Raw genomic sequence first — 17,367 nt, 5'->3', positions numbered from 1 at the left:
GTCTCATATCCTCCTCCCAAAACCGGAGGCCACTTTTGGGAGACATGCTTTATAAAGCGCCGAATAGGATGTCGGCGCTTTTCCTTTTTTCAAGTCCGTATTTCGTTATGAAGATCGCAAGCGGACAGTATCTTCCTCCATCTGTTTGCGAACCCAGTTCAAAAACTGCATGAGCGGTTGAGATGGACGTTTGTCTTTCGGCCAAGTCAGATAATAGCCATCGCCTGTGCGGCAGGTTTGCTCAAACGGCGCGACCAGAACGCCCGTGCGAAGATGACGTTCAACGAAAACACGCACGGCAATAGCAACACCGACATCCACGGAAGCCGCCTCATAAGCCAGAGCAGAGTTTTCGAACTTCACACCCTTATCCGAAACGATATCACATTTAACGCTTTCTGCCCAAGCGCTCCAATCGCGCGGGCGCGCCATCGAATACAGAAGACGGACGTTCGAAAGATCGCTGGGTTGCTTGAGGGGGAATTCCTCCAGAAAAGATGGGGAGCAAACTGGTATCAACTCGACATCGACCAGCCGCTCAGCGTGCAATTCAGGCCAGTCGCCATTTCCGGAACGAATGGCAGCGTCGAGGTTCTGTGTGTCGAAGTTCGCTGCGGTTGCAGAGGACGATAGTCTCACTTCAATACGGGGATGGGCCGTGTGAAAAGCTACGAGCCTCGGTATCAACCACCTCTGCGCAAAGGTTGTATATGCCTGCACTGCGAGTATATCCCGTCGACCGCGCCGTGAAACGCGTCTTGCGGCGTTTCCGATTTGCTGGAAGGCGTCGGAAATTCCATTATAGAGTTCCTGTCCTTCCCGCGTCAGCACGAGACCGCGGTGCAGGCGATTGAAAAGAGCGACACCTAGATAGTCCTCCAAGGCTTTGACCTGGCGGCTCACAGCAACTTGCGAAACGTTCAACTCATCTGCGGCTAAGGTGAAACTGTTCAGTCTCGCAGCGATTTCAAATGTACGCAGAGGATTAAGCGGTGGTATTGAGTTAGACATGGTAACTGATGTACCTGATTAGGATGCCTAGGATTTTTAAGCTACATTTTCTAGATATCACACAGGATTCAGATAGGTAAGCGATGCTTTAGCAATATATGGTTTAGTACCACTGCCGCATCGCGTTGATGAAAAGATTTTGTCACGGAAAACTAGAAGCAATTTGGGGTGAAAAATATCACAGCCAATCGCCCTCAAGAAGATACGAAAAAGTCTCCAAAGCCGAAACCAGCCGAGCATTGATCAGGTGTCCACGGATTTCATACAACAAAACGCATTGCTCAGGGCACGCCATGCGCCCCGCGGTTCATGGAACATTATCAGTCTACACTACCCAGTTGCAACAAGTCCCAGGACTTCCGTAGCATAAGCGGCAAGCTGTTTCCGCTGCACCTTGCCGCTGCCTGTCATCCCGATGCTTTCGAAATCGGAAATAATCCTCACATAGCGCGGCACCTTGAAACCGGCCATGTGCTGTTTCGACCATGCGATCAGTTCCTGTTCATCGCAGATTTCGCCGTCCCTGAGTATGATAAAAGCGGCAGGAACCTCGACAAGACGTTCATCCGGCACACCCGCTATCTGTGCAAAGCGGACCTTTGGATGGCGATGTAATATATCCTCGACTTCCAGAGGCGAAACGTTTTCTCCGCCGACCCGCAGGATCTCTTTGGCGCGCCCAACGAATTGAAGACGGCCGTTTTCATCGAGAATGCCTATGTCACCCGTTGAGAGCCAGCCTTCTGGATCAATCGTTTTCGCTGTTTCTTCAGGTCTGTCATAGTACCCCAGCATGACGCTCCAGCCACGCACCTGGATTTCGCCCGCTGTATTTGCGGCGCAAATCGCTCCGGTTTCCAGATTGCGGATGCGAACTTCCACACCTGGCTGTGGCAGTACCTTGCTTTGTGCGCGTATTTCTTCCGGCTCCCACCAGCAGGAAATAGCGACATTGGGTGAAGCTTCCGAAAGGCCGTAAGTCGTCACCACCTGGCGGGCGCCGAACTCGTCCATCAAACGTTTCATCACGCTCGGTGTCGCAGACGCCCAGCCGCCGCGCAGGTTCAGTTTTCGAAACGCCCTGTCCGGATGATTCAGCATCATGATGACCATCGTGTCGTTACCGGAGAAATGTGTGCACCTTTCTTCTTCGAGAAGCCGCAACGCCTCGCCCGGTTCGAATTTCTCCATAGTTACCAATGTTGTGACATGCTGCATTGCCCCGAGGATGGAGAGAACGGTGCCTGCGACGTGAAAGAACGGGCGTGCGCTGTGGTATCGGTCTCCGGTGCGAAAGCCCACGCGTCCACCCGCGAAGAAAGCATTGGCTAGCATTCCGCGATGCGTCAGAAGACAGCCCTTCGGAAAGGATGTGCTGCCGGAAGTGTATTGTATCAGCAATACGTCCTCCGGCTGGCAACGGGCTTCTACAGCCACCCCCGCTCTCGCTATGAATTCGTCCCAAGACAGGGCGCCCTCAGGAACGTCATCGCCAATGACCGTGATCGTTTCGAGGTCGGGGAACTGCTCGCAACGCTGACCGCTGTCGAGTTGTGGACATATCGGGCGTAACATCTCGACATAATTGCTGGTAAGCAGTTTATCCGCCATGAACAGCCAGCTTATCCTTGCCTGTTTTAGGACATAGGCAATTTCGTCGGCACGAAAGCGTGTATTGATGGGGACGACGACCGCACCAAGAGAGCCGATGGCGAAAAACAATGTGGAAAACCTGGCATTGCTTCCAAGGCAAAGCCCGACATGATCCCCGTGTTTGACGCCTGATCCAGCCAAAGCTGAACGTATACGCGCTACTTCCTCACCAAATTCTGCGAACTTCAGACGCGCATCGTTCGCTACGATGGCTTCGAGATATGGCGCTATGGCGGTTGCACGTTCAAGTGCCGCTTCAGTCGTAAGCGGGCAGATGCCTTCCAGTTTCATTGTATCGTTTCCCGTTTTGTGTCGCAGCCCCGGCGAATTCGTAACGCCTGCCATCTTCATGGATCCTCCTGCTGCATTTCGAAACGCTAAAGAGCAAGTGTTGCATTGTCAACATTGATGTGGCGACTGATTCTGTGGCCGTTGTTGATCAATTGTGGCCTATCACCTATTCTGGCGCTGTTTTGGCCTACTGGGGGGGTAATAGGATGCGATGACCGCACCTTTTTGAACATCTGACAGGCTGGAAGTATTGTTGCGTAAACAACCCATATGACGTGCGAGGTAATATTTTGACAGAAAAGAACTTTCGTCTCCGTGAGCTTTTATCCTACCGCCTCCAGACCGTGGCAGCGATCATGGCGAAATCAGCAGCAGCCCGGTACAAGGCGGAGTTCGATCTTTCTCTAGGTGAGTGGCGCGCGATTGCTCATCTCGCCGAGCGTTCGCCGATGGCATTGAACGAGGTCGCAAAAGCATGCGGATTGGACAAGGGGCAAATGAGCCGGGTCATCAGAAGTCTGGTTGCCAGAGAACTTGTTGTTAGAGAGGTAGGGAGGAGGGGTGGGCGGATCATTGACCTGAGCCTTACCTCGAAAGGCCATGCGCTCTACAGAAAAGTGACCGCAGTTGCAACCGAGCGTAACAACGCGTTTCAAGCATGCCTGAGCGAGGCTGAACTGCTTGTGCTGGATATGAGTCTTAAAAAACTCAGTTCCATCGCGATCGCGCTTATGAAAGCAGCCAAAGTTTCAGACATAAGCAAAAGAAACGTGAACAGAAAAAACCTTTTAGTTGACTGAATCAACATGAGCGCTTATCAGGCGCTGACATAGCGGTTGTGCGCGATGTATTTCATCGTGCCGGCCAGTGGAGGGCCTGAACATGAGGCTGAGGAGGAGTAGACCAGCATGAGCGACCATGTCAGCGACACCATGAATGGCGAAAAAGAATGCGTGTTGTTCGAGGAAGACGGTGCCGTACGCCAGATCATCCTCAATCGCCCCGATAAGTTGAACGCCATAGACACAAACCTTGCTGAACGGCTCTATGCCGAGATTGAAAAAGCGGACGAGGATTCCGGCGTGCGCGCTGTCGTGCTCATGGCAAACGGACGTATGTTCTGTGCGGGGGGCGATCTTGCGGAGTACAAGGATGCGGGGCCGGAGGCGTTCGAAGCCGTAGAACATCGTTCACGGCTGATTTCGCGCACGCATGAGCTTATCCGCAATCTAAGCAAGCCCGTGGTTGCGGCTGTTAAGGGGGGCGCATATGGCGGTGGGGCAGCGCTGGCCGTTGCCTGCGATATGGTTGTGATCGGTCAGGATACACGGTTCTCGTTTCCTGAAATCCGAAATGGAATTGTACCTGCGGTCGTCATGGCTGGGCTTGCTCATAGCGTCGGAAGAAAACTCGCCTTTGAAATTGCTTCTCTCGGCGAACCAGTATCGACTGAACGCATGGTTGCTGCGGGACTTGCCAATTATGTCGTTCCCGAAGCTGAAGTGAATGAAAAAGCCCTCGTCCTCGCCCATCGTTGGGCGTCTTTCGAGCCAGATAAAATGGCTGCGACAAAAAAGCTTTTTTACAAGGTGGTCGATCTTGCATTTGAGGATGCCACCGAGGCCGGTCGGGATGTCAATACACAGGAACACCGTGCCAAACTGGCGCGTAACGCCGTTCCCGCCATGTCACTGGATGCCAAATAGATTGAGAACCGCGTAGCTGGCACTGAGGAAAGCACCAAGTTTGAGGGCGAATAGAAGGTTCTCTCCCCAAACGACGTCACGCAGGTTAACAGAGAAGCTCCTTGTTATGATGGCGACTCCCAGTGAAGATACTGACAACATCGAGGCGTTGGACCAGCCAAACAGAAGAAGGATGATTGCGGCAAATGGGCTAAGCTGCCCGTTTAGGCCTGAGTAAACGGCCACGACCAAAGGGCCGATAATTGAGGCATGAAGTCCTATCACCGCGCATGCTATGAGCCCAAGGGCAAACACCGGGAAAATAAGGTAAGGTGGCATCTCCGAAAGGCCGAGATGATTCAACAGCCCAAGAAAGTGCGGGTTGGTGCTGAGAAGTGCGCCCATAGTTATTGAGCCGACGAAAAGCAGCATTTCATTTCCCATCAGCCCCAGATCGGACCACAATGAATGCCCGACACTAGCGAACGCTGCGCGGCGATCTTTTGAGGCGAGAAAAACAAAAAGGATGGATAGAGGCGGTACCAGCAAGATAATAAGTTTGAGACTGCTCATCCCTGTGACGAGGTTGGCGATCACAAGAGTGGCCGTGCTGCCGGTAATAGGAAGAAACAGTTTGCGAAGAATGCCGAAAACCGAGGACATATCTCTGCGGTTTGCGTTGCGGAGGCTGAAAATAATTGTAAACGCCGAGATGCAGAAACCCACCGCCATGATCTTCCAAAGTGGCACGTCTGGAAAATTACTGCTAGCAAATCCCATTCCGACGGTGAACGGTGTCCAAAGCATTGCAAGTGCAGCGCCCCGCATCATGGTGAGACCGGCCTGACGACGCTCGAGCGGATTTTCAACACGATTGAAAAGTGGAGCAATAGCGGCGAACGCGCCAATGGACATGATTGCTCCAAGTGCATTCGATAAAACCAGTGTAGCCCGTTTGCGGTTGTCGGGAGAAATTTCGCGAATGTCGTCGCCGAGGCTGACAAGCGAGGGGACGACCTTGAATAGCATGCGCACCATTGAGATTGATGGTAAAAAGGCCATGAAGGTAAGAGCGAAGTCGAATCCGTTATAGAGTTGACCCGGATCGGATCCCACCGCCAGCAAGCCACAGGATATGATGAGGCATGCTGCGAAGATGCGTCTCGCCGCAGTGGATGTCAGAGGAAAAGTGATGATCAGATAAATTATAAGCACTCCGATCGACACACACCTCGCAGGCCCATAGGGCACGAATATATGTTGAACGGTCTGCAGCCAGAGAAATGCCCCCAGCAGGCTGGAAAGTGCATTTGGAGCGCCGCTACCAGAGCTGGCAGGCGAACTAAATCCGGGAAACTGCATGGGACAGTCCGTCCTTTTATACTTTAATGATGTGATAAAAGTTTTTCTTCCTGCGGAGAAAGGTGAAAAATCTCTATCAATGCGCAAAAAGGCTGCGCGACTTTTACTGGAGAGACTAAAGCATGTCTCAGAAAAGAATTTCCAAGACACGCCTCAGGTTTTTCGTGCTTATTTCAGAAGCGCTTTCGCCTCTTCAATGCCGAGCGCTTCGGGTTGTTTGCAGGTCGTCGTCAGGGTCTGGAACGTAGCTTCTTCTCCTGACGTGAGGATGGCGGTCATGACGTCTACGCCATGCAATGCGCGATCCAGAGAGCATCGAATGTCGCGGCCCTTGTTGATGGCGGCTACCATGTCTGCCAGTCCCGCCATGCGGTAATTGGCGCGCGGACCTCGCGGGGTCTCCTGATTGTCGGCACCAAATGGATGCGCCCATGCTTCGACAGGATTGAACGTGCGATCACGTCCTGCGAATTCGAGAGCGCCTCCGAAGAAGTTGGGGTCTGGTACGATCAATGAGCCTTCCGTACCATAAAGTTCCATGTTGGAATGCTTGTTGGCCCATACGTCCCAGCTTACCGTGACCGTTACCGTAGCACCGTTTTCGAATTCCAGCAGGGCATGTATGTTGGTGGGCGTCTTGACCGGAATGACTTCGCCTGCGCGGGGCTGGCTGGTAATGGTGCGCGTTTCACTGGCCATGGAGGTCACGGCTGCAACGCGTTTTACCGGACCGATGAGGTTGATGAGATTGGCGATATAATACGGTCCCATGTCGAGCATAGGACCTGCGCCTGGCAGAAAGAAGAAGTCCGGGTTCGGATGCCACATTTCCATTCCGGGGCTCATGAAGGCGCATGTGCCGGAGGTGATGCGGCCAAGGGTGCCGTCATCGATCATCTTGCGCGCCTGCTGGTGCGAACCACCCAGGAACGTATCCGGCGCACAACCAACCGCCTTGCCGGAAGCCTTGGCGACCGCACGAAGATCTTCGCCTTCCTTTAAGGTCAAAACAAGCGGTTTTTCCGAATAGACGTTTTTCCCGGCCTCCAGAATGGCGCGGGAAACGCGGTAATGCGCGTCCGGTATCGTCAGGTTGACGATAATGTCGATATCGTCATTTGCCAAAAGATCATCGACTGTTTGCGCTTTCGCACCAAACTCCGTCGCTTTCGCTTCTGCGGCACTCAGGTTCATGTCGGCGCACGCAACAATCTTGAGGTCCTTGAAGAGCGGCGCACGGGAAAAGTAGGTTGTAGAGATATTACCGCATCCGATGATGCCAATACCGATTTCGCGTGTCATGGTATTCGTCCAGTTATATTTCAGTAGCTCGAAACGGAGGTGATGGAGCGGCTGACATTGCGCTCAAGGTCATTCGGGTTGTCATGCTCTATAATGAAGTGCACGACGCCCAGTTGTTTCAGCTTTGGCAAAAGTTCACTCCAGCCGATCGTGCCGAAACCGACATCGGCCCAACCGCCTTCGTCCTCTGCTTCTCCCGATGGCGCAAGATCCTTGACATGCACCGCCTTGATACGCGCGCCATGACGCGCCAGCGCGTCATCGACGTCCGCACCGCCGCGCACGACCCAGGCAATGTCTGCTTCCCAGGCGAGATCAGGGCCGCCTTTGAAGATCAGATCGAGCGGAATGTCGCCCTCCGGCGTCTTCTCGAATTCGAAAGCGTGGTTGTGCCAGCCGAAGACCAGACCTTTATCTGTGTAGGGTTTTGCGGCGGCAGCGAGGCGCTCGCCGAATGCTTCCCATCCCTTTGAATTCACCGGGCGATTGTCGGCCCCAATGAAAGGGCAGTAAATCGCCTCGATACCAAGCTTTTCTGCCAGGGTGAGGACGCGCTGGGGTTCCTGTTCAAGCAGGTCGATGCCGAAATGCGCCGTTGGCATTGTAAGGCCATTGCGATCAAGATCGGTGCGGAATGCATCCAGTTCTGCCGCATCCAGACGTTCATACAGCGCGCCATAGCCCTCAACTGCGCTGTAACCGGCTTTGCTCAGACGTGCAAAAACATCTGAAAGCGGCGGGAAGTTGCGCGCACTGTATAGTTGATATCCGAGTTTCATTCCTTAGTCTTTCTTTATGCTGGTACTGGAAATGGTTTCTATAAAGCGCATCGGCTTGCCCGAAGCGCCAGAAGACCGGAGTCAGATACGGATTTCCGTTTCTTCGTCGAAAAGTGAGGCTAACCGCATGTCGAAGCCGAGCTTCACGTCGCTACCCGGTGCGTATCTTCGGTGGCCACCGATACGAACGGCCAATGTGTGATTGGCCACCTTGAGCCACAGCAGATTATCCGCGCCCATTGGCTCCTCAATATCGACCGTCGCAAGGTGCGTTCCGCCGCTATGGTCTTCGTCCACCGTGACATGTTCGGGTCTGACACCGAGAATGACCTTACGACCTGCTTCAAGTCGCGATGAAGCTTCGTAGCCATCGAGTGGAAATGAAACACTGTTTGAGCTGAAGATTGCTTTCTCGCCTTCAAACGCGATATGGCCGCGCAGGAAGTTCATCGAAGGAGAGCCGATAAAGCCCGCGACAAAAAGGTTCTTCGGTTTGTTGTATATCTCGACCGGGTCGGCGAGCTGCTGGATCACGCCGTTTTTCATGATTGCGATACGGTCAGCCAGCGTCAACGCTTCGATCTGGTCGTGTGTAACATAGATCATGGTGTTCTTGAGCGACTGATGCAGGCGTTTGATTTCAACACGCAACTCAGCACGCAGTTTTGCGTCAAGGTTGGAGAGCGGCTCGTCGAACAGGAAAACGTCGACATCGCGCACCAGTGCGCGGCCGATGGCGACACGCTGGCGCTGGCCCCCGGAAAGCGCAGCCGGCTTTCTTCCAAGCAGCGCCTCTATCTGAAGGATGGCTGCAGCTTGTTTTACACGGCGGTCGATCTCATCTTTTGGCAGTTTCGCCACCTGCAAGCCGAAGGACAGGTTTTTCTCCACGGTCATCTGAGGATAGAGCGCGTAGGACTGGAACACCATGCCTATGCCGCGATCCTTGGGTTCTTCCCAGGTGACATTACGGTCTTTGATAAAGATCTGTCCGTCTGTCGGTTCCAGGAGTCCGGCAACGCAGTTCAGGAGGGTTGATTTACCGCAGCCGGACGAACCGAGCAGCACGATAAATTCGCCTTCGTAAATTTCGAGATCGAGATTTTTGAGAACGTCGACCGGGCCGAAACTGACGGAAAGGTCACGAATTGAAACACTGGTTTTCATGGATTACCCCTTGACGGCGCCAGCCGCAATGCCGCGTACGAACAGTCGGCCGGAAATGAAGTAGATGGCGAGAGGCACGGCACCTGTGAGAATGGTCGCGGCCATGTTGACGTTGTATTCCTTCACCCCCTGAACCGAGTTGACGATGTTGTTGAGCTGCACCGTCATCGGATAGAGGTCAGGCTTGGTGAATGCCACGCCAAACAGGAAGTCGTTCCAGATGCCCGTTATCTGGAGGATCATCGAAACAACGAAGATCGGAAGTGACATGGGCATCATGATGCGGAAATAAACCATCCAGAAACCAGCACCATCAATGCGGGCGGCTTTGAAGAGTTCTTGAGGAAGTGACGTGAAGTAATTGCGGAACAGCAAGGTCTGGATCGGCAGGCCGAAGATCGTGTGCACCAGAATAAGACCGCCGAGCGTACCATAGATGCCAAGCTCGCGAAGAAAGATCACCATCGGGTACAGCATGACCTGATAGGGTATGAACGCACCGATGATGAGAACGGTGAAGAAGAACTCAGACCCTTTGAAGCGCCAGTTGGCGATTGCATAACCACTGATGGATGCAAGCGCTATGGATGCTATGACCGATGGCACCGTGATGCGCACGGAGTTCCAGAAACCGCGTGAAAGCCCATCGCAGTTTAGCCCGGTACAGGTGGTTGCCCACGCCTTGACCCAGGGTTCGAACGTGATTTCGACAGGTGGCGCGAAGATGTTGCCTATACGAATTTCAGGCATTCCCTTGAGCGAGGTCACGATCATTACGTAAAGCGGCAGAATATAATAGAACGTCGCGACGAGAAGCGTTCCATAGATGATGATGTTGCGCGCGGAAAAGGCGGCTTTGGGTTTGGCCCCACGAGGTCCTGCCTGTGTTGGCATGGACACGGCAACGCCGACCTGTACAGCGTAATGTTTTACTGTCTCAACCATTTTTACGTCTTCCGCCAAATTCGAGGTAAGCCCACGGTATGATGATGAAGGCCACAAGCGCGAGCATCATGGTCGAGGCAGCAAAGCCCTGACCGAGGTTTTGGGCGGTGAACATGTAGTCATAGACGTATTTTGCCGGTACTTCAGAAGCTATGCCCGGACCGCCGCCGGTCTGTGCGACGACGAGATCGTAAACCTTCACGATTCCGCTTGAAATGAGCACAAGCGTGGTAATGAACACCGGGCGCATCATCGGAATGACGATAAAAATGTAGGTTCTCCATGTCGGGATACCGTCAACGCGCGATGCCTTCCAGACATCCTCGTCAATACCGCGCATACCAGCCAGCATCAGGCACATGATCAGGCCTGTGTGCTGCCAAAGCCCAGCGATAAGAACGCCATAGATGACTAGATCCGGCTGATAGAGTGGATCGAAATGAAAAGTCGTCCATCCAAGCGAGCGAACAATGGACTGGATGCCGAAATCCGGATTGAGAATCCATTGCCATACAAGGCCGGTTACGACGAAGGACATTGCGAATGGATAGAGAAAAATGGATCTGAAAATGTTCTCGAAGCGTATTTTCTGATCGATGACCGCAGCCAGAACGAAGCCGATCACAAGGTTGAAAACCAATGACAAGATGCCATAGACGGCAAGGTTTTCTACCGACATGATCCAGCGCTCTGACTCCCAGAGCCGTTCATACTGCGCAAGGCCGACGAAATTCAATGTCGGCAGGAGCTTGGAATTCGTGAATGAATATAGAACGGTCCAGGCAGCCCCCCCTACAAAGATAAAAAGCGCTACAAAAATCATGGGAATACATGCGATTTTTGCGCTCAGGTTTTTGAACAGCCTGCTGGGCCGTTGCGTGTGTCTACCGACGCTCATGTCCTCTCCTTCTTGAATGGAGGCCGAACTTCATGTCCGGCCACCTCCTCATCCGGCATTTTACGTGCCGGCGGCTTCTCACGTTTCCTTCACAGGATGGCATTCCTCACTTGCAAGGAGCGATTGAGGGGTGCCGAACAGGAAGATCAGTCTGCAAAGGCGATGATCTTTGCGAAACGCGTCTGAAGCTCTTCTGGAGTGATGGTTGGCGTTGCGATGAACTGCGTAATCAGGTCCATCTTCTGGCTACGCGTATCGGACGTTAAAAGCTGCTCGCCAGCGGGCAATGCGTTACCGTCACGGAGCGTCTTGATACCCTTCTGCATGCATTCAGATGCTCCAGATACGTCGACATCGTTCCTGATCGGAACGGACCCCTTCTTGGTATTGAAGGCGAGCTGCACCTTTGGATCGAGTAGCAGAGCCGCGAGTACTTCCTGAGCCTTGGACTTGGCTTCATCCTTTAGTTTCGGAAAAAAGATCGCGTCCCCCGTCGTGGAGATGTAGTTGTTTACGCCCAGACCCAGAAGGCAGGAATAATCGCTTCCCGACTTCTGACCCGCTCTTTCGAACTCTCCCTGAGCCCAGTCGCCGGAAATCTGTGCTCCCGCCTTGGCGGTTATCACCATATTGGTCGCCTGATTCCAATCCTGGACATTGGTGCCAGCAGAAAGAGAGCGAACGTCTGCGAAGGCTGCAAACACTTTGGCGGCCTCCGGGCTGGCAACGGATTTGGCATCCTTGTCCTTGTAGATTTTCATGTAGAGATCAGGCCCGCCGAGTGAAAGCAGGAGCGCGTCGAAGACGTTGTCTGCCTGCCAGGCCTGCCCGCCCAGGGCGAGAGGCTGAATACCTGCCGCACGAAGCTTTGGTCCAGTCGCGACGAATTCATCCCATGTCGTCGGAACGGGAATTCCTACCTTCTTGAAGGCTTCGTTGGACACCCACAACCACTCTTTTGAGTGCACGTTCAGAGGTGCACAATAGATTTTCCCATCGACCGTGCAGTTGTCCATGATTGCCATGGGTTTGATGAAATCGCGCCAGTGATTGGCATCCGCGACGCTTGTGATATCACGCATCAGGCCAGCATCGATGAGTTCTTTCGACTGGCGGCCGATGGCGAATTGTGTGGCGCCCATCGGGTCGCCGCCGGTGATACGGCTGATCATGATGGGTCTGGCGACGCCGCCAGCCCCAGCGATAGCGCCATCGACCCATTTGTTGCCGGTTGCGTCGAAAGCTTTCGCCAATTCGGCAATTGCAGCTGCTTCCCCGCCGGAGGTCCACCAGTGCGTAACTTCGAGATCCGTTGCAGCAGCAGGCAAGGTCATCCCTGCCAGCAATGCAGATGTGGCAGCAATATTCTTAACATATTTCATGCTGGTTCCCCTTTTTACGAAATCGATTTCGTATTTGGGTAACCCGTAAATTTCATCAGAGCAATTCTAGGATTGTACAAAAAACGACAACAAGAAAATGCTGACTAAAATTTGATCATTCCATAATTTTTTAGGCAAAAAAATAGAGTTTTCGACGCAAATATATGATACTAATAGGTTATTTCATTATGCTCCCCTCCACCTACTATTCTTCGAGATGATTATTGTGGGCATCGATATACGGAGAGCTGATCGCCATCCCAAAAAAACTGTTTCAAGACGGCGCATCATTACGATAACGTTATAGCCTGCATATGTATTTTGAATGGCTCAGATACGAAACCATCACGTAATCGATTGTCATGAGGTTGGCACGCGCCTGCCGAAGTGAAAAGCAATTGAAAAGAAATGGCAGGAACGAGAACTCCGTGGACGGGCAAGATGTAAAGCCAACATTGAAGACGATCGCCTTTATGACAGGCCTTGCTGTGGCCAGCGTTTCGAAGGCGTTGAAGGATGCACCTGACATCAGCCAGAAGACCAAGGACCGCGTTCGGCTGATCGCTCAGCAGATCGGCTACGAACCCGATCCTGCAGGAATTCGCCTTCGCACAGGGCGTACCAAAGTCATTGCGGTAGTCTTGAGTATCGACGAGGATCGGGTTGGCTTCAGTAGCCAGTTCGTGTTCGGAATTTCCGAGGCCTTGCGGTCTACCGGCTACAACATGATGGTAATGCCGCACACCCTGCAAAATGACGGTCTTTCATCGGTTCGTTATCTTGTGGACAATAAAATCGCCGACGGTATCATCATCGCGCGTATTGAGCCGCACGATGCCCGGGTGCGTTTTTTGTCAGATCGCGGAGTAGCATTTTCGACCCATGGCCGTTCCAGTATGGGCATTGAACACCCGTTCGCGGATTTCGATAACCATGCCTTCGCATATCAGGCCGTCGAATTGCTGGCTCGGCGAGATCGGCGTCGGATCGCCATAATCGCACCACCGCAGAACCTTTCTTATTTCGATCATATCCGTTCGGGATTTAGGAGTGCGATGAACGCGTTCGCGCTGCCGGAGGCTGCAATGTGGAGCCATACCGACACACCGCTTCGGGACGCGTATCAGGAATTCGAGACTTTGCTTCGATCATCGGAGCCGCCCGATGCCCTTATCTGTTGTGCGGGCGGCACTGCAATTGCTGCCAATGCAGCGCTTCTGGCTGCCGGCAGAACCCTCGGTAAAGATTTCGATATGGTGGCGAAGCAGTCATTTGAACTGCTTCATTGGATCGACCCGAATATCATCATCGCACAGGAAGATCTCCGAACAAGCGGTCGTGACGTAGCGGAACTCGTTCTGGCTCGTATAGCTGGAGAAGATCCTGCGATGCTGAAACGGCTTACGCAGCCACGCTGGCTGGACAACAATTCACTGCAACATTTGAAAGAACCAACATGAAGACGATCAAGGGGCCGGGCATTTTTCTAGGTCAGTTCGCGGGCGATGCAGCACCGTTCAATACATGGGACGGAATTACGAAATGGGCGGCGGATAAAGGTTATCTCGGCGTACAGGTGCCGACATGGGCCGGTCAGCTCATCGATCTCAGAAAAGCGGCGGAATCGAAGGATTATTGCGACGAGTTTGCCGGTGTAGCACGCCAGAATGGCGTGGAAGTAACCGAGCTTTCCACCCATTTGCAGGGCCAGCTGGTTGCCGTTCACCCGGCCTATGATGAGGCTTTCGACGGTTTTGCAGCACCTGAAGTGCGCGGCAATCCGAAGGCCCGCCAGCAATGGGCGGTGGAGCAGGTGAAGCTGGCGCTGAAAGCGTCGAAGAATCTCGGCATCAAGGCACATGCGACCTTTTCGGGCGCGCTCGCCTGGCCGTTCATCTACCCCTGGCCGCAACGCCCGGCCGGTCTGGTGGAAACCGCCTTCGATGAGCTGGCGAAGCGCTGGACGCCGATCCTCGATTATGCCGATGAGCAGGGTGTGGATGTCTGCTACGAAATCCACCCCGGTGAAGATCTGCATGACGGCGTGACCTTCGAGATGTTCCTGGAACGCGTGAAGAACCACAAGCGCGCCAACATGCTCTACGATCCCTCGCATTACATTCTGCAATGCCTCGATTATCTCGACAATATCGATATCTACAAAGACCGTATCAAGATGTTCCACGTCAAGGATGCGGAGTTCAATCCGACCGGGCGGCAAGGCGTTTATGGCGGTTATCAGGGCTGGGTGGAGCGGGCTGGCCGCTTCCGCTCGCTGGGTGATGGGCAGGTTGATTTCGGTGCCGTCTTCTCGAAAATGGCCGCCAATGATTTCGATGGCTGGGCCGTGGTCGAGTGGGAATGCGCGCTGAAACACCCTGAAGACGGCGCCCGTGAAGGCGCGGAATTCGTCAAGGCGCATATCATCCGCGTCACGGAAAAAGCCTTTGACGATTTCGCATCCGGTGGCACCGACGATGCGGCCAACCGCCGTATGCTCGGGCTTTAAAAGCATTTCAGGGGAGATATTATGGCTATTGAAGGAAAGACAACCGACAAGGCGAACAAGCGCATTCGCCTCGGCATGGTCGGCGGTGGATCAGGCGCCTTTATCGGCGGCGTGCACCGCATGGCGGCACGGCTCGACAACCGTTTCGAGCTGGTGGCCGGTGCCCTGTCCTCGACGCCCGAGAAGTCGAAAGCATCCGGTCTCGAATTGGGACTGGATGAGGATCGCTGCTACGGCTCCTTCGAGGAGATGGCGGAGAAGGAAGCTGCCCGTGAAGATGGCATCGAGGCAGTCGCCATCGTCACGCCGAACCATGTGCATTATCCGGCTGCCAAGGCGTTTCTGGAACGTGGCATCCATGTGATCTGCGACAAGCCACTGACCTCCAATCTTGAGGATGCCAAAAAGCTCAAAGATGTTGCCGACAAGGCCGATGCCCTGTTCATCCTGACGCACAATTATACCGGCTATCCGATGGTGCGTCAGGCCCGCGAACTCGTTGAAAGCGGTGCGCTTGGCGATATCCGTCTGGTGCAGATGGAATATCCGCAGGACTGGCTGGCTGAACCCATCGAGCAGACCGGTGCGAAGCAGGCAGTCTGGCGTACCGACCCGGCGCAGTCCGGTGCGGGCGGCTCTACCGGCGATATCGGCACGCACGCCTATAATCTCGGCTGCTTCATTTCCGGTCTTGAAGCGGACGAACTGGCGGCGGATGTGCACACCTTCGTTGAAGGCCGTCGTCTGGACGACAATGCCCACGTCATGCTGCGCTTCAAGGCGAAGGGCAGCGTACAGGCTGCCAAGGGGCTTTTGTGGTGCAGTCAGGTCGCTGTCGGTCACGAGAATGGTTTGAAAGTGCGCGTTTACGGCACCAAGGCCGGTGTCGAGTGGACGCAGGCTGATCCGAACTATCTGTGGTTCACGAAGCTCGGCGAGCCGAAGCAGCTGATTACCCGCGGCGGCGCTGGTGCAGGCGGTGCAGCAGCTCGCGTCACCCGTATTCCCTCCGGCCACCCGGAAGGTTATCTCGAAGCCTTCGCGACGATCTACACGGAAGCAGCGCATGCCATTCAGGCTCGCCGGACCGGCACGGCGCTGGACAAGGCAGTGGTTTACCCGACCGTGGATGATGGCCTGAAAGGCGTCGCCTTCGTGGAAGCCTGCATTGCGTCTTCCAAGCAGAATGGCGGATGGGTGAAGCTGTAGGGTGGACATGCAATAGCACGAGCCAGTGTTGCCTTTAGGCACGACGCTATTGGATTATCTAGATAATAGCTAGTTGTCGGGTAAATTGATTTTAGTGCAAAGGCTTTGAACTGTTTTCGCTAAATGCCAGAATTATATTGATCGACAGTCATATGGCCAGCAACAGAATAGGCCAAGGGGAACAAGATGGGTGAACATAGAATCGATCTCAACCTAATCAACGTGTTCTACGCGATCATGATTGAACGCAGTGTAACGAAAGCAGGGCAACGGCTTTCCATGAGTCAGCCCGCAGTCAGCAACGCGCTGCGCCGATTGCGGTTTCTCTTTCAGGACGAGTTGTTCATAAAAGTTCCGGGCGGTATAGAGCCAACAGATAAAGCGCTTAATGTATGGCCTGATTTGCAGGAAGGGCTCGAAAGGATAAAATCCGTCTCCCTCCCGTTGCAGTTTGAACCATCGCAGACAACGCAGGTTTTCAACGTGGCGGTAGCAGATACGCTCGCATCGCGTATCGTGCCTGCCATTTCGCAGCGTTTCGTCGTTGCGGCACCGAATGCCAGACTGTACTTTCAATTGCATTCGCCGGACAAATCGATCGATGGATTGGAAAAAGGCAAGCTCGACTGCGCGGTCGGGATGTTTGTGGAAATGCCGCAGGGATTGCTGTGCGAAACTATTCTGAAGGACGAATATGTATGCGTCATGAGGCGCAACCATCCCCTGTCGCGTATTCCGTTGACGCTCGAAGCGTTTGCTGCGGCAAAACACGTTCTCCTGAAGCAGCCTGGGCGAGATATTGGCGTTGTCGATTACTGGCTTCTTGAAAATACCTGCCAACGGGACATCGTACTTGTCGTCAACAGTGCGATGGATGCCCTCGAGATCGTCCGCACAACGAATCTGCTTATCGCTCTTCCACGTTCATTCGTGGAGGCCTTACGAAACGCCAACGATTTCGTGGTCAGCCGGATACCGGTCGAGCACCCGCAAATAGATTACAATCTCACCTGGCACGAACGATCCAAACGCGACCCAGGTCGCGTCTGGCTTCGTTCCCTTATCAAATCAATCGTGGAAAGCCACACCGAGATGCGTCTCTCTTCGCCACAAAGTCCGGCACTCAGATTAAAGCTGGATTCTGCAAACTCATGCCATGCATAGTCGAGTTTTA

At 53.7% G+C, this 17,367-nt stretch carries 15 protein-coding genes; 6 read left to right on the top strand and 9 right to left on the bottom strand.

The annotated features are described in order from the left end of the window. Positions 1–105: 105 nt before the first annotated feature. Both gcvA and FGF54_RS25970 read right to left on the bottom strand, forming a co-directional pair. Positions 106–1,011: a transcriptional regulator GcvA gene (gene gcvA / locus FGF54_RS25975; protein WP_142781789.1), complete on the bottom strand. Its 906-nt coding sequence runs from the start codon at positions 1,009–1,011 to the stop codon at positions 106–108. Between the two features lie 330 nt (positions 1,012–1,341). Further along, complete coding sequence (locus tag FGF54_RS25970; RefSeq protein WP_371734045.1) at positions 1,342–3,015, bottom strand: AMP-binding protein; 1,674 nt, start codon at positions 3,013–3,015, stop codon at positions 1,342–1,344. A 230-nt stretch (positions 3,016–3,245) separates the two neighbouring features. Here FGF54_RS25970 and FGF54_RS25965 point away from each other — a divergent pair, with 230 nt between their 5' ends. Both FGF54_RS25965 and FGF54_RS25960 read left to right on the top strand, forming a co-directional pair. Then, positions 3,246–3,755: a MarR family winged helix-turn-helix transcriptional regulator gene (locus FGF54_RS25965; protein WP_246667074.1), complete on the top strand. Its 510-nt coding sequence runs from the start codon at positions 3,246–3,248 to the stop codon at positions 3,753–3,755. 108 nt (positions 3,756–3,863) lie between these two features. After that, positions 3,864–4,661: an enoyl-CoA hydratase/isomerase family protein gene (locus FGF54_RS25960; protein ID WP_142781788.1), complete on the top strand. Its 798-nt coding sequence runs from the start codon at positions 3,864–3,866 to the stop codon at positions 4,659–4,661. Here the strand turns inward: FGF54_RS25960 and FGF54_RS25955 are convergent. The 7 genes from FGF54_RS25955 to FGF54_RS25925 form a co-directional block, all read right to left on the bottom strand. Beyond that, positions 4,644–6,002, bottom strand: a complete 1,359-nt coding sequence (locus FGF54_RS25955; RefSeq protein ID WP_142781787.1) for a hypothetical protein — start codon at positions 6,000–6,002, stop codon at positions 4,644–4,646. The genes FGF54_RS25960 and FGF54_RS25955 overlap by 18 nt on opposite strands. 168 nt (positions 6,003–6,170) lie before the next feature. Beyond that, on the bottom strand, positions 6,171–7,304 hold the full coding sequence (locus tag FGF54_RS25950; RefSeq protein ID WP_142781786.1) for a Gfo/Idh/MocA family protein: 1,134 nt from the start codon (positions 7,302–7,304) through the stop codon (positions 6,171–6,173). A gap of 20 nt (positions 7,305–7,324) precedes the next feature. Next, positions 7,325–8,083 carry a sugar phosphate isomerase/epimerase gene (locus tag FGF54_RS25945; protein WP_142781785.1) on the bottom strand — a complete coding sequence of 253 codons (759 nt, stop codon included), beginning with the start codon at positions 8,081–8,083 and terminating at the stop codon, positions 7,325–7,327. Positions 8,084–8,164: 81 nt separating this feature from the next. After that, positions 8,165–9,250: an ABC transporter ATP-binding protein gene (locus FGF54_RS25940; protein WP_142781784.1), complete on the bottom strand. Its 1,086-nt coding sequence runs from the start codon at positions 9,248–9,250 to the stop codon at positions 8,165–8,167. Between the two features lie 3 nt (positions 9,251–9,253). After that, the gene (locus FGF54_RS25935; RefSeq protein WP_246667083.1) at positions 9,254–10,144 is read right to left on the bottom strand and encodes a carbohydrate ABC transporter permease; all 891 of its coding nucleotides are present in this window, start codon (positions 10,142–10,144) and stop codon (positions 9,254–9,256) included. Between the two features lie 43 nt (positions 10,145–10,187). Continuing rightward, on the bottom strand, positions 10,188–11,093 hold the full coding sequence (locus tag FGF54_RS25930) for a carbohydrate ABC transporter permease (protein ID WP_142781782.1): 906 nt from the start codon (positions 11,091–11,093) through the stop codon (positions 10,188–10,190). A 146-nt stretch (positions 11,094–11,239) separates the two neighbouring features. Continuing rightward, a complete protein-coding gene (locus FGF54_RS25925; protein WP_142781781.1) occupies positions 11,240–12,475 on the bottom strand; it encodes an ABC transporter substrate-binding protein in 1,236 nt (411 codons plus the stop codon). A gap of 362 nt (positions 12,476–12,837) precedes the next feature. Between FGF54_RS25925 and FGF54_RS25920 the strand changes: the two genes are divergently transcribed. The 4 genes from FGF54_RS25920 to FGF54_RS25905 all read left to right on the top strand — a co-directional run bounded on the left by FGF54_RS25920 (position 12,838) and on the right by FGF54_RS25905 (position 17,357). After that, positions 12,838–13,935, top strand: a complete 1,098-nt coding sequence (locus FGF54_RS25920) for a LacI family DNA-binding transcriptional regulator (RefSeq protein ID WP_142781780.1) — start codon at positions 12,838–12,840, stop codon at positions 13,933–13,935. Then, on the top strand, positions 13,932–14,984 hold the full coding sequence (locus tag FGF54_RS25915; RefSeq protein WP_142781779.1) for a sugar phosphate isomerase/epimerase: 1,053 nt from the start codon (positions 13,932–13,934) through the stop codon (positions 14,982–14,984). Before FGF54_RS25920 ends, FGF54_RS25915 begins: the two co-directional genes overlap by 4 nt. Positions 14,985–15,005: 21 nt before the next feature. Further along, a complete protein-coding gene (locus FGF54_RS25910; RefSeq protein WP_142781778.1) occupies positions 15,006–16,193 on the top strand; it encodes a Gfo/Idh/MocA family protein in 1,188 nt (395 codons plus the stop codon). Between the two features lie 186 nt (positions 16,194–16,379). After that, complete coding sequence (locus FGF54_RS25905; RefSeq protein WP_142781777.1) at positions 16,380–17,357, top strand: LysR family transcriptional regulator; 978 nt, start codon at positions 16,380–16,382, stop codon at positions 17,355–17,357. Positions 17,358–17,367: the final 10 nt, after the last annotated feature.

Source organism: Agrobacterium sp. T29 (assembly GCF_006970545.1).
Lineage (GTDB): Bacteria > Pseudomonadota > Alphaproteobacteria > Rhizobiales > Rhizobiaceae > Agrobacterium > Agrobacterium leguminum.
The sequence above is the reverse complement of the archived record's forward strand: the minus strand, read 5'-3'. Positions and strand labels throughout refer to the sequence as shown.

Excerpts from the sequence above, each read along its gene's own strand:
- gcvA (WP_142781789.1), bottom strand. The coding sequence starts at position 1,011 with ATGTCTAACTCAATACCACCGCTTAATCCTCTGCGTACATTTGAAATC.
- FGF54_RS25970 (WP_371734045.1), bottom strand. The coding sequence starts at position 3,015 with ATGAAGATGGCAGGCGTTACGAATTCGCCGGGGCTGCGACACAAAACG.
- FGF54_RS25960 (WP_142781788.1), top strand. The coding sequence starts at position 3,864 with ATGAGCGACCATGTCAGCGACACCATGAATGGCGAAAAAGAATGCGTG.
- FGF54_RS25955 (WP_142781787.1), bottom strand. The coding sequence starts at position 6,002 with ATGCAGTTTCCCGGATTTAGTTCGCCTGCCAGCTCTGGTAGCGGCGCT.
- FGF54_RS25950 (WP_142781786.1), bottom strand. The coding sequence starts at position 7,304 with ATGACACGCGAAATCGGTATTGGCATCATCGGATGCGGTAATATCTCT.
- FGF54_RS25945 (WP_142781785.1), bottom strand. The coding sequence starts at position 8,083 with ATGAAACTCGGATATCAACTATACAGTGCGCGCAACTTCCCGCCGCTT.
- FGF54_RS25940 (WP_142781784.1), bottom strand. The coding sequence starts at position 9,250 with ATGAAAACCAGTGTTTCAATTCGTGACCTTTCCGTCAGTTTCGGCCCG.
- FGF54_RS25935 (WP_246667083.1), bottom strand. The coding sequence starts at position 10,144 with ATGCCAACACAGGCAGGACCTCGTGGGGCCAAACCCAAAGCCGCCTTT.
- FGF54_RS25930 (WP_142781782.1), bottom strand. The coding sequence starts at position 11,093 with ATGAGCGTCGGTAGACACACGCAACGGCCCAGCAGGCTGTTCAAAAAC.
- FGF54_RS25925 (WP_142781781.1), bottom strand. The coding sequence starts at position 12,475 with ATGAAATATGTTAAGAATATTGCTGCCACATCTGCATTGCTGGCAGGG.
- FGF54_RS25920 (WP_142781780.1), top strand. The coding sequence starts at position 12,838 with ATGAGGTTGGCACGCGCCTGCCGAAGTGAAAAGCAATTGAAAAGAAAT.
- FGF54_RS25915 (WP_142781779.1), top strand. The coding sequence starts at position 13,932 with ATGAAGACGATCAAGGGGCCGGGCATTTTTCTAGGTCAGTTCGCGGGC.
- FGF54_RS25910 (WP_142781778.1), top strand. The coding sequence starts at position 15,006 with ATGGCTATTGAAGGAAAGACAACCGACAAGGCGAACAAGCGCATTCGC.
- FGF54_RS25905 (WP_142781777.1), top strand. The coding sequence starts at position 16,380 with ATGGGTGAACATAGAATCGATCTCAACCTAATCAACGTGTTCTACGCG.